Source organism: Rhodococcus sp. CX, from assembly GCF_015865005.1.
Taxonomy (GTDB): domain Bacteria; phylum Actinomycetota; class Actinomycetes; order Mycobacteriales; family Mycobacteriaceae; genus Rhodococcus.
The window spans coordinates 29,442-40,497 of record NZ_JADZGH010000056.1; the positions used below are offsets into that span (position 1 = coordinate 29,442).

Sequence of the window (11,056 nt, forward strand, 5' to 3'; positions counted from 1 at the left end):
GAGATCGGCCAGGGACGCGGGCGGGGATCCGGCGACCGCCCCGACCACCGGCAACTCGGGTGCGTAGCTGTCCTTCAATTCCGCGGCGGCCGCCGAGCTCATTCCGCCCTGCGAATATCCCCAGAACGCGAACCGGGTGTCCTCGGCGATGCCCAGCTCGGTCAGCGACCGTGCGGCCCGCGCCAGATCGAGCATCGCGTGACCCTGCGATTCCCGATTCAGGTACGGATGGATCCCCGGCGTGCCCAGACCCTCGTAGTCGGTGACGGCCACGGCGTAGCCGCGCGCGAGCAGCGGCGCGATCTGCAGGTACTCGTACTCCTGGCCGAAGACCATGAGCTTCGACGGCGCGCACTGGTCGCCCATGCCCTGCGTGCCCGGGCCGACGATCACCGTCGGGCGCGGTCCGGTCCCGGCCCACGGCAGGGTGGGGACCAGCACGGTGCCGGTGACCGCCACGGGGTCCCCGGCCGCGCCCACGCTCCGGTACATCACCCGGGTGACGGTGGCATCGATCGCGAGTGGGGTGCCGGGCACGATCGCCGCCACCGACGGCTCGACGCGCAGCACGTCCCCCGGGGAGCCCGCAGGCAGCGGATCGGGCGGCAGGTAGAAGTCGGTGTACTCGCCGGAGCGACCGGCCGGGTCGGCGGCGGCCACCGGCGCGGCGAGCGGCGCCGCGACGGTGATTCCCGCGACCGCGATCATCGCGAGATTCCTGAGCTTGCGGGGCATTCGGGTTCCTGTCTGTCTTCAGCGGTGCTGCCTCAGCGGCCGGAGACCGCGGGATGTGCCTGGTGCACGGACACGTCGACACGGTCCTGGTAGAACGCGACGTGCCCGCGCAGACGAGCGACCTGCTCGTACGGATCGTCGTAACTCCAGCACAGCGGTTCCCCGCCGTCGCCCTCGACGCTCCAGTAGGTGGCTTCCCCCTTGTACGGGCAGCGGGTCGACGGGGCGTCGGACGTTGCGAGATCGACGAGGACGTCGGCGCGGGGGAAGTAGAAGACCAGCCCGTGGTCCTGTTCGTCGACGAGCAGCGACCCGCTCGTCTCCGCGAGGCGCACGCCGTTCAGGGTTGCGCGCACCACGTTGCGGCGCGCGTGGATGTCGACGCGGTAGTCGGGCCGGGCCGCGAAGCCGGGGGAACGGGTGCTGTCGGTTCCTGTGCTCATGGGTGTCCTCGTTCGGATCGGTCGGGCACGGTTCGGGGTGTGCTCACAGCCGTGACGCGGCCGGAATCACCGCGTCCTCGGGCCGGATCGGCCGGATCATCGCCTCCTGCGTGAACGACGCGAGCAGGTCACCGGACTCGGTGTGCACCTGACCGCGCACGTACGACATGCCGGAGCCGACCTGCGTGCTCTCGTGCGAGTACAGCAGCCATCCGTCCCAGCGGACCGGTTCGTGGAAGGCGACCGTGACCGTCACGACCCCGGTCGAGATCGTCCGGTGCGCCTGGCTCGTGCCCACCCCCGCGTGCGCGCGCAGCGTCGCCGACACCGACAGGTGGTTCGTGAAGTGCGCGAGCAGCGCCTTGGCGAGGTCGGCGCGCTCGGGGACGGGGTCGTAGCGCAACCACGCGTGCAGTTCCGGGGGCCCGACCTCCTCCGGGCTGCGGACGTCCACCACGTCGACGACCCGCAGATCGCGGCCGGTCATGGGCATGTGTACCGGATGAGCGGTTTCGGGACCGGCGACCTGCGGCCGGGGAGCGTGGTGTCGGACGACGTCGCCGGTGGGCACGTCGGCGAGCACCGAGACCATCGCGTGCCGGCGGCCGTTCTGGCAGACGGCGACCTCCGCGTCGGCCATCGTGCGGCCCTCGTGCAGCACCTCGACCTCGAAGTCGACCGGAATCTCCGAGTCGACGGCGCGCACGAACACTGCCCGCGCGGACCGGATCTCCTTGTCGGGGAAACGCTTCGCGGTTGCGACGATCGCCTGGGCGAGCAACTGGGTTGCATCGGCGACGCGCCGGCCGCCGCCGTCGCTCTCACCGGTGAACCGATTCTCGCCGCTGGGTGTGACGTCGAAGATGCGGAGCATGCGCTCCACCGACGATCCCTCGACGGTCCTCACCGAATCCGGAGGTGTCGTCACGCCCGCCCCTTCGCCGAACCTCGTGAGAGCAGAGTTCTCCGAGGGCAGGAGCCGGATTACCCCTGCAACTTGCGGATCGTACGCATGTTCCGGGTCGTAGTCACGGACTTGTACCGGGCACGGCCCGCGACCTTCCCGAACGCACTGCTGAGTGTCGACCCCTTGACGACATGCCAGTAGACGACGCCCTCACCCGGCGCGACCTGCTCGATCTGCGGGTCCACGGCAATACCGAGCAATTCCTCGCGCACGACCGGGTCGGCCACGAAGACGACGTAGGTGTGCCAGCCGTCCCGGTTCTCCTCGAACGGGCAGGCATCGGCGAGACCGGCGAATCGGGCCTGCTCGAGCACGAACACGAACGCCTCGTAACCGAAGCGGGCACCCAGAGTCGCCTCGATCTCCGCCTTCAACGAGGCCGGGTCGGTCTTCTCCGAGCCGAACACGACGTTGCCGGAGGCGAGCACCGTACGCACGTCGCCGTAGCCGAGTCGGGTGAACACATCCTTCAGGTCGGCCATCTTGATGGTGATGCCGCCGACATTGATCCCTCGCAGCAGAGCCACGTAACGCGTCATGGACGGCACCGTAGTTCGCGTCACCGACAGGCGGGGCAGTATGGTGGTCGACGCGGACGAGTTGGCCGGGCGGCCGCGGATCGAGGAACCGGCACCGAATGGTGTCAGGCCCCGAGCCGAGGAAAGTCCGGACTCCACAGAGCAGGGCGGTTGCTAACGGCAACCCGAGGTGACTCGCGGGACAGTGCCACAGAAAACAGACCGCCTGCCCTTCGGGGCAGGTGAGGGTGAAACGGTGCGGTAAGAGCGCACCAGCACCCCGGGTGACCGGGGTGGCTCGGTAAACCCCGCCCGGAGCAAGGTCGAAGGCCGCACCACCCCCTCGGGGCGGCGGTGCGGCTGCGCAGGTGTTCGAGGGCTGCTCGCCCGAGCCTGCGGGTGGACCGCTCGAGGTACCCGGTGACGGTGTGCCCAGATGGATGGTCGCCACCCCGCCTCGGCGGGGGACAGGATCCGGCTTACAGGCCGACTCGTCCGCCCTTCACGGGCACCGCCGGGTGACCGGAGCGGGTCCGGTCAGAGCGGGCCGACCACCAGCAGCTGCGCCCAGTAGGTAGCCGCGTCGGCACCCAGGTAGGGCAGCAGGTTGTCGAAGATCAGGTAGGACATGTGGTTCTCCTCGGCTCTCGTATCGGGTTCGGGGGACCGGACGCGACGGTACCAGCCACGCCCGACCGGCGGGTTCGGCCCGTTCTCGCCCACCGTTGCGGCAGACTGTCGATATGAGTGACGACGGTTGGTACTACGACGTGAGCACCGGCAAGGTCTCCCAGGGCAAGGATCCCAACGCACTGAATCGGATGGGTCCCTATCCGGACCGAGCCACCGCCGAGCGCGCGCTCGAGATCGCGGCCGAACGCAACAAGGCCGCGGACGCCGCCGACGAAGAGTGGAACAACTGAGGAGCCTCACGCGCCCGTGGTGAACACACGCATTGTCGTCGCGCCCGCGATCGACTTCGGTGCCGTCCGCGCCGAATTCGCGCTCGACGACCGCTACCCCGCGTCCGCGATCGCGGAAGCGGAGAAGACCGTCGACCGTTTCGCGGCCGAGCGCGAGGACCGCACGGACCTGCCGCTCGTGACGATCGATCCGCCCGGGTCGATGGACCTCGATCAGGCGCTGCATCTCGAACGCACCGCCGACGGCGGGTTCGTCCTGCACTACGCGATCGCCGATGTGCACGCCGTCGTCGAACCGGGTGGTGCGATCGACAAGGAGAGCCACAAACGTGGCCAGACCTACTACCTGCCGGACGGTTCGGTCCCGCTGCATCCGCGGGAGCTGGCGGAGGGCTCGGCGAGTCTGCTGCCCGGTGAGATCCGGCCCGCGGCGCTGTGGCGGATGGAACTCGACGCGGCCGCCGAACCCGTCTCCGTGACGGTGAGGCGGGCGCTGGTGCGTTCGGCGGCGCGGTTGGACTACGCCGGGGTGCAGGCCGACGCGGTGGCCGGGACGCTGCATCCGTCGATCGCGGCGCTGCCCGAGTTCGGTCGCCTGCGTCAGGCCGCGGCGCGGGCGCGCGGCGCGATCGAGTTGCGGTTGCCGGAGCAGGACGTCGTCGCCGACGGTAAGGGCTGGACGCTGCAGATCGAACCGCGCACCGCGGCCGACGACTGGAACTCTCAGGTGTCGCTGCTGACCGGCATGTGCGCGGCGTCGATGATGATCGAGGCGAAGGTCGGGCTGCTGCGCACGCTGCCGCCCGCCGACCCGGAAGCGGTTGCCGCGTTGCGGCACACCGCCGCCGCGCTGAACGTTCCGTGGCCGGCGGAGGTGTCCGTCGGCAACTTCCTGGCGGGCCTGGACGCGAACCTGCCCACCACGCTGGTGCTCATGAGCGAGGCACCGGCACTGCTGCGCGGCGCATCGTATCGACCGCTCGACGGGTCGCTGCCGGATCTTCTCGTGCACGGCGCGATCGGCGCACCCTACGCGCACGTCACCGCGCCGCTGCGCCGGTTGTCGGACCGCTACGCCACCGAGGTGTGCCTGGCCGTCAGCGCGGGCGAGCCGGTGCCGCAGCAAATCCGGGACGAGCTGGCCGCGATGCCCGACATCATGTCGGCGTCGGATTCGATCGCCGGGAAGATCGCCCGCACCTGCATCGACCTGACCGAGGCGACGGTGCTGGCGCCGCGGGTGGGCGAACAGTTCGACGCGACCGTCATCCGGGGCGCGAACGGCCGGCGCGACGCGCAGGTGTTCGTCCCGTCCGAGACCGTCATCGCCCCGTGCAGCGGCGAGCCGGACGACGGCACCCACGTGCGGGTCACGCTCGACGTGGCCGACCCGGTGACGCGGAAGGTGCAGTTCGCGTACTCGAGGTGACGGTACCGTCGACGGCGTGACCGACACCCGATCCGACACCCCGACCGGTTCCGGCCGATCCCGGAACCGCCGTCTCGCCGCCGTTTTCGTCGCCGTCGTCGCGGTGCTCGCGGCCGCGGCCGGGTTCGTGCTGTGGCTCGCGCCGAGCCGCTATCTGCCGTGGGACACCGAACCGTTCCCGAAGATCGACACGACCGCGTTGTCGCCGCAGCAGGCCCGCGTCGTGTTCCTGCTCGAGCAGCTCGACGACGCGCAGCGGCCCGGCACCTTCTATTCCGAGGGCGTGAAGGAACCGTGGTGCGCCGACTTCGTCAGCTGGATCATGCGCGAAGCCGGAATGCCGCTGTCCAACCCGAATTCGGGGCACTGGCGGATCCCCGGCGTGTACACGCTGCAGGAGTACTACGAGCAGGAGGGCCGATTCGTGCCCGCCGGCTCCGGCCGTGGTCCCGAGGTCGGTGACGTGGTGCTCTACGACAACACCAGCTGGGTCGGTCAGCACACCAACATCGTCGTCGCGGTCGACGGCACCACCGCGATCACGGTCGGCGGCAACGAGATGGGCCGGATCCGGGTGCACAGCCTGGACTGGGCATCGGACCCGGCCGTCGTCGGATTCGGTCTCCTCGCCGGCTGAGGAGACCGAACGGGGCTCACCGGAACCGGTCGGTGGCCTCGACGAGGTGGTGGGTGATGCCGGGCTCGTTCGCGGCGTGTCCGGCGTCGTCGACGATCTGCAGCGTCGACTCCGGCCACGCCCGGTGCAGTGCCCACGCGCTCGTCGCCGGGCACACCACGTCGTAGCGTCCCTGCACGATGACCCCGGGAATGCCGTTCAGCAGGTGCGCATCCCGCAGCAACTGACCCTCGTCGAGGAATCCGCGATGGTGGAAGTAGTGGTTCTCGATGCGGGCGAACGCCAACGCGAAACGCGGCTCCCCGGTTTCGGCGACGTGTTCCGGCCGCGGCAGCAGCGAACTCGTCGCGCCCTCCCAGGTCGACCACGCGACCGCCGCCTCGAGCGCGACCTCGGGATCGGGGGAGTGCAGCAGCCGATGGTAGGTGTCGACCGGATGCTCGCCGGGCTCCGCACCCGCCAGCGGGGCGCAGAACTTCTCCCACAGGTCCGGGAAGATCTGCCCGGCCCCGCCGTTGTAGTACCAGTCGATCTCGCTGCGCCGCAGCAGGAACACCCCGCGCAGGACGAGTTCGGTGACCCGGTCGGGATGTTTCTGCGCGTACGCCAGCGCGAGCGTCGATCCCCACGATCCGCCGAAGACCTGCCAGCGATCGATCCCGAGCCGGGTGCGCAGCAGTTCGATGTCCCCCAACAGATGGCCGGTGGTGTTCGTCGAGAGGTCCGCGCCGTCCGCCACGTGCGGAAGGGACCGGCCGCAGCCCCGCTGGTCGAACAGCACGATGCGGTATGCGCCGGGATCGAAGAACTGCCGATGCAGCGGGGACGTGCCGCCACCCGGGCCGCCGTGCAGGAACACCACGGGCTTGCCGTCCGGGTTTCCGCTGATCTCCCAGTACACCTGCTGGCCGTCGCCGACGTCGAGCATGCCCTGCTCGTACGGCTCGATCGGCGGATAGGGCTTGCGCAACTCGGTCATCAGTAACCCACGAGCGCCGACGCGAAGTCGGGGATCTCGAGCGCCCTCAGCGCCTCGTCGCGAACGTCCGGGCACTGCGCGGTGGTGATCTCGTCGATGCGGGCGCGGTCCCCGGCCAGGGCGATCAGATCGATGCCGTTGTTGGCGGCCCACTCGCCGACGAGCAGGTTCAGGCCGGGCTTGCTCATCGACGGGGTGTAGGTGCGCCAGCTCTGCAGCTCCCCCTCCATCCGGGTGCACAGATCCGCCGCCTGCGTCTCGGTGACCCCACCCGGCAGCGCCGCCGGGGCAGTGGTCTCGGCGGTCGGCGGCGCGGGGTTGGTCGAACCACTCGGCGCGGGTTCGGATCCCGGGGCGCAGGCACCGAGCACGGTGATCGTGGCAGCAGCGACGACGGCCGCGGTCAGCGTGCGTCGGAGTCCGGTCATGGAGTCACCTCGGAGGTCGAGCGGTCGATGTCGACACCGAGTCTGCCACCCGCGGACCGCACGACGGCGGTGCCGTTCGTCACCACTGCGATGGTGCCGTCCGTCACCCGTCAGCCGCGCTCGGCGATGATCCGCGCGATGTTGCGTTCGGCGAGCGCGGCGATCGTCAGCGACGGATTCACCGTGCCGGTGCTGCCCGGGATCAGAGCGCCGTCGACGACGTACAGGCCCGGATGACCGTGCACGCGACCGTAGCCGTCGGTGACCTCGCCGAGGACGGCACCGCCCAGCGGATGGGCGGTGAAGGACGCATTGACATCCGGAGCCATCGGCCGCGCGCCCGGCACGGTGCCGCCGGCCTCGGCCATCGCGTCGTGGACGGCGCGCAGGGCTTCCACGCTCTCCCGTTCCCCGCCCGCCGGCCAGTTCACGACGGCGCGGCCGGCGCCGGCGTCGTAGGTGACCTCGGCGCGGCGCGGGTCGAGGGTCATGCCGAGCGAGGCCAGCATGCCCACGTCCTTCGCGGTGCCCGCGACGAACCAGTTCTCGAGGCTCAGCGGCATGCCCGACTCGTCGACGATCCGGGAGGCGGACGGGGCGCCCTGGTCGCCGGCGAATCCGTCGGTGAGCGCGAAGGAGCGGACCAGCACGGCGTCGCCGTTGGTGCCCCAGCCACGACCGACGCGGTCGTCGAGGTTCGCCAGTGCGCCGGTGTGGCGGGCGCGCAGCAGCAGTTCGGTGGTGCCGATCGAGCCGGCGCCGAGCACCAGCCTGTCGCAGGTCAGCGTCCGCGTCCGCAGCACGGTGCCGAAGGGGTCGACGATCTCGACGTCGACGCGGTAGCGGCCGTCGGGTTCCTGACCGACGGCGAGCACGCGATGCGCGTGGCACACGAGTGCGCGCCCGGTGGCCTCGGCGGCCGGAATGTAGTTCTGTGTGAGGTCGAACTTGGCGCCGTTGGAATTGCCGAGGTTGCTCTCGCCGGCGATCGCCGAGCGCCGCACCCGCCCGGCGAGTTCGTCGCGCACGACGTCCCAGTTCCAGATCCCGTCGATGCGATGCGGGGTGTAGCCGGCCGCGCGGGCGTCCGCGTCCCACCGGCGCGAGTGCGTGAACTCGGGGGCGCCGTAGATGTCGTCGGGCATCGCATCGAGGCGCAGCATGGAGCGCACCTTCGGATACCAGGTGGAGGTCATCTCCCGGTAGTCGAGCCGCGAGCCGAACACGTGCTCGAAGAAGCGCTGCTCGGGCGCGATCATCACGCCGGTGAACACGACGGAGCCGCCGCCGACCGCGGCGCCGCGCCACACCGACAGGTTGGGGTAGTCGACCACGTCGAGGACCCCGGCGAAGTCGTCGCAGGTCACCGGGACACCGGTGGGGCCGATGAACGCCACACGGTGATACAGGCCGCGGCCGTCGGCGAGCAGGTCGGTGGTGAAGATCTCCCGCTGCGGATCGCGCGGCCAGCGCAGGCCGCGCTCGAGGACGGTGATGCGGCTGCCGGACTCGGCCAGGCGCAGCGCCGCGGCGCTGGCCCCGAAACCGGATCCGACGACGATGACCTCGGAGTGGTCGGGTGCGGTCGGGGGAGCGGCGAACAGTTCGGGCACCAGGCGCAGGTAGGTGTCGGTCCCCACGGGCAGCGCGGACGCGGACCGCGATCCTGCGAGCCCCGGCCCGAACGCGACGGCAGCAGCCGCCAGGGTCGATGCCTGCAGGAAACGACGCCGCTTCATCCCAGAGCCCCCAAGGATGTCCGTGATACCCCCCGGACGTGACCGACCGGCCCGCCCGCTACCGGCGGTTACTGTAACCGGAGGACGCGTCCGGAGGCCATCCCGGGTGAATTGCCGGCCCCGAATGCCGACGACGGGTGCCACGGCATGGCCGTGACACCCGTCGGGACCGGGATCAGGGAAGTGGGATCAGAAGGAGTGCTCGGGGCCCGGGAAGGTACCCGCGGCAACCTCGGCGGCGTAGTCGGCCGCGGCGCGGCGCAGTTCGTCGCCGACGTTGCCGAACTTCTTGACGAACTTGGCGGTCTTGCCGCTAGTGTAGCCGGCCATGTCCTGCCACACGAGCACCTGCGCGTCGCACTCGTTGCCCGCGCCGATGCCGACGGTGGGGATGGTCAGCTTGCGGGTGACCTGACCGGCCAGCTCGGCCGGAACCATCTCCATCACGACGGAGAACGCACCGGCTTCCTGGACCGCGATCGCGTCGAGGATCAGCTGCTCGGCGCCGTCGCCACGGCCCTGCACCCGGAACCCGCCGAGGGTGTTGACGGACTGCGGGGTGAAGCCGATGTGGGCCTGCACCGGGATGCCGGCCGCAGTGATCGCCGCGATCTGCGGGGCGACCCGTTCGCCACCCTCGAGCTTCACCGCGTGGGCGCCGCCCTCCTTCATGAACCGGATCGCGGTCGCGAGCGCCTGCTCGGGGGACGCCTCGTACGTGCCGAACGGCAGGTCGGCGATCACCAGCGCGTGCGGTGCGCCACGGACGACGCCGCGTACCAGCGGCAGCATCTCGTCGACGGTGACCGGGACGGTGGTGTCGTAGCCGTAGACGACGTTCGCGGCGGAATCGCCGACGAGCAGCACCGGAATGCCCGCATCCTCGAAGATGCGTGCGGACGAGTAGTCGTAGGCGGTCAGCTCGGCCCAGCGTCGGCCCTCGGCCTTCATCGCCTGCAGGTGATGCACGCGAGTCTTGCGCTTGGGGGCATCGGACGCGGCAGCGCCGCCGTACACGGAAGTCATGTTGTCGGACATCGCTGTCCCTTTCTGCCTCGAGGCCCGTGCGGGGTCCCCGGGTTGGTGATGACGATCTCGAGTCTGCCACCGCACGCTCCGCGCGTGTACCGGGCGCGTCGTGCGATTGGTCACATTCCCGCTCGTCGCAGCCGCCCGGCCGCGGTCGCTCGCGGCGGCGCCGGACCGCGCGTCGCTAGCATCGCTGGAGTGCCGATCCTCACCCCCGGACTGCGATCCCGTGTCCTCACCGGCCTGGCAGTCGCCGGTCTCGCGCTGGCCACCGCCTGCGGCTCCCCGTCGGACACCACGAGGGCGGTCCCGGCCGAACCGGTCGGAGTTCCGGACGGATTGGAGCAGTTCTACACCCAGCCCGTGACCTGGGAGTCCTGCGCGGGCTACGGCACGGACGGTCCCCGCCTCGGGCGCGAGGGCGCGGAATGTGCCCGCATCACCGTTCCCCTCGACTACGACGACCCGGACGGTGCGACCGCGAAGATCGCGATCTCGCGTGTGCGCGCGGGCGGGGACAGGATCGGATCCCTGCTGGTCAACCCGGGCGGACCGGGGGCATCCGGTCTGGGCATGGCCACCGTCGCCGCGTCCACCGAACTCGCGGAACGATTCGACGTCGTCGGTTTCGATCCGCGCGGGGTCGGTGCGTCCGAGCCCGCGGTGCGCTGCCTGACCGACGCGGAGGCCGACGCGGAACGGGCCCGCGACGACGGCGACATGTCCCCCGAGGGCATCGCCGCGAGCGAGAAACACAGCCAGGAGTACGCGGACGCGTGCGTCGAGCGGTCCGGACTCGATCTGCTCGCCCACGTCGGTACCCGCGAGGTGGTCCGCGACATGGACGTCATCCGCGGCGTGCTCCGCGACGAGAAGCTCAACTACCTGGGTTTCTCGTACGGAACCCGGCTCGGCACGGTCTACGCCGAGACGTTCCCCGACCGGGTCCGCGCCCTCGTCCTCGACGGCGCGCTCGACCCCGAGCAGGAACCCGTCGAGGAGGTGGTGCTACAGGCCGCCGGTTTCCAGCGGGCGTTCGATGCGTTCGCCGCGGACTGTGCCCGCTACGACACCTGCGCGCTCGGCACCGATCCGACGCAGGCCGTCGCGCGGTTCCGGGCGCTGGTCGACCCGCTGATCACCGCCCCGGCCCGGACCACCGACCCGCGCGGACTCAGCCACCGCGACGCGATCACCGGTGTGCAGCAGGCCCTGTACTCGCCGAGTCT

Annotated in this window: 12 protein-coding genes and 1 other RNA gene; 5 read left to right on the forward strand and 8 right to left on the reverse strand. The window is 70.7% G+C overall.

Features of this window, described 5'->3' with window-relative positions; translation table 11 throughout:
* The 4 genes from I0Q12_RS32055 to I0Q12_RS05520 form a co-directional block, all read right to left on the reverse strand.
* Nucleotides 1-735 (reverse strand): lipase family protein (locus I0Q12_RS32055; RefSeq protein WP_231610067.1); only part of this gene is annotated, 735 nt, incomplete at its 3' end.
* A gap of 32 nt (nucleotides 736-767) precedes the next feature.
* On the reverse strand, nucleotides 768-1,178 hold the full coding sequence (locus I0Q12_RS05510) for a DUF427 domain-containing protein (protein ID WP_197250982.1): 411 nt from the start codon (nucleotides 1,176-1,178) through the stop codon (nucleotides 768-770).
* A gap of 43 nt (nucleotides 1,179-1,221) precedes the next feature.
* Nucleotides 1,222-2,052 (reverse strand): acyl-CoA thioesterase II, encoded by an 831-nt coding sequence (locus I0Q12_RS05515; RefSeq protein WP_197251017.1) that lies wholly within the window; start codon nucleotides 2,050-2,052, stop codon nucleotides 1,222-1,224.
* A 110-nt stretch (nucleotides 2,053-2,162) separates the two neighbouring features.
* Entirely contained in the window at nucleotides 2,163-2,684 is a 522-nt protein-coding gene (locus tag I0Q12_RS05520; protein WP_197250983.1) for a DUF1697 domain-containing protein, read from the reverse strand.
* 57 nt (nucleotides 2,685-2,741) lie between these two features.
* On the opposite strand from I0Q12_RS05520, the gene rnpB reads away from it, so the two are divergent.
* The 4 genes from rnpB to I0Q12_RS05540 all read left to right on the forward strand — a co-directional run bounded on the left by rnpB (nucleotide 2,742) and on the right by I0Q12_RS05540 (nucleotide 5,652).
* Nucleotides 2,742-3,161: RNase P RNA component class A (gene rnpB / locus I0Q12_RS05525), an RNA gene on the forward strand.
* Nucleotides 3,162-3,406: 245 nt separating this feature from the next.
* A complete protein-coding gene (locus tag I0Q12_RS05530; protein WP_197250984.1) occupies nucleotides 3,407-3,586 on the forward strand; it encodes a hypothetical protein in 180 nt (59 codons plus the stop codon).
* A gap of 16 nt (nucleotides 3,587-3,602) precedes the next feature.
* Entirely contained in the window at nucleotides 3,603-5,015 is a 1,413-nt protein-coding gene (locus I0Q12_RS05535) for an RNB domain-containing ribonuclease (protein ID WP_197250985.1), read from the forward strand.
* A 16-nt stretch (nucleotides 5,016-5,031) separates the two neighbouring features.
* Complete coding sequence (locus I0Q12_RS05540; RefSeq protein WP_197250986.1) at nucleotides 5,032-5,652, forward strand: CHAP domain-containing protein; 621 nt, start codon at nucleotides 5,032-5,034, stop codon at nucleotides 5,650-5,652.
* Nucleotides 5,653-5,668: 16 nt separating this feature from the next.
* On the opposite strand, the gene pip is transcribed toward I0Q12_RS05540, so the two are convergent.
* The 4 genes from pip to panB form a co-directional block, all read right to left on the reverse strand.
* Nucleotides 5,669-6,631: a prolyl aminopeptidase gene (gene pip, locus I0Q12_RS05545; RefSeq protein WP_197250987.1), complete on the reverse strand. Its 963-nt coding sequence runs from the start codon at nucleotides 6,629-6,631 to the stop codon at nucleotides 5,669-5,671.
* Complete coding sequence (locus I0Q12_RS05550; protein ID WP_197250988.1) at nucleotides 6,631-7,059, reverse strand: hypothetical protein; 429 nt, start codon at nucleotides 7,057-7,059, stop codon at nucleotides 6,631-6,633. Before I0Q12_RS05550 ends, pip begins: the two co-directional genes overlap by 1 nt.
* A 110-nt stretch (nucleotides 7,060-7,169) precedes the next feature.
* Nucleotides 7,170-8,798 carry a GMC oxidoreductase gene (locus I0Q12_RS05555; RefSeq protein WP_197250989.1) on the reverse strand — a complete coding sequence of 543 codons (1,629 nt, stop codon included), beginning with the start codon at nucleotides 8,796-8,798 and terminating at the stop codon, nucleotides 7,170-7,172.
* A 189-nt stretch (nucleotides 8,799-8,987) separates the two neighbouring features.
* Complete coding sequence (gene panB / locus I0Q12_RS05560) at nucleotides 8,988-9,836, reverse strand: 3-methyl-2-oxobutanoate hydroxymethyltransferase (protein ID WP_197250990.1); 849 nt, start codon at nucleotides 9,834-9,836, stop codon at nucleotides 8,988-8,990.
* Nucleotides 9,837-10,031: 195 nt separating this feature from the next.
* Here panB and I0Q12_RS32060 point away from each other — a divergent pair.
* Nucleotides 10,032-11,056: alpha/beta fold hydrolase (locus tag I0Q12_RS32060; RefSeq protein ID WP_374068589.1), on the forward strand; the 1,025-nt coding region annotated here is incomplete at its 3' end.

Coding starts and splice junctions, on each gene's coding strand:
- I0Q12_RS05510 (WP_197250982.1), bottom strand. CDS start 1,178: ATGAGCACAGGAACCGACAGCACCCGTTCCCCCGGCTTCGCGGCCCGG.
- I0Q12_RS05515 (WP_197251017.1), bottom strand. CDS start 2,052: ATGCTCCGCATCTTCGACGTCACACCCAGCGGCGAGAATCGGTTCACC.
- I0Q12_RS05520 (WP_197250983.1), bottom strand. CDS start 2,684: ATGACGCGTTACGTGGCTCTGCTGCGAGGGATCAATGTCGGCGGCATC.
- I0Q12_RS05530 (WP_197250984.1), top strand. CDS start 3,407: ATGAGTGACGACGGTTGGTACTACGACGTGAGCACCGGCAAGGTCTCC.
- pip (WP_197250987.1), bottom strand. CDS start 6,631: ATGACCGAGTTGCGCAAGCCCTATCCGCCGATCGAGCCGTACGAGCAG.
- I0Q12_RS05550 (WP_197250988.1), bottom strand. CDS start 7,059: ATGACCGGACTCCGACGCACGCTGACCGCGGCCGTCGTCGCTGCTGCC.
- I0Q12_RS05555 (WP_197250989.1), bottom strand. CDS start 8,798: ATGAAGCGGCGTCGTTTCCTGCAGGCATCGACCCTGGCGGCTGCTGCC.
- panB (WP_197250990.1), bottom strand. CDS start 9,836: ATGTCCGACAACATGACTTCCGTGTACGGCGGCGCTGCCGCGTCCGAT.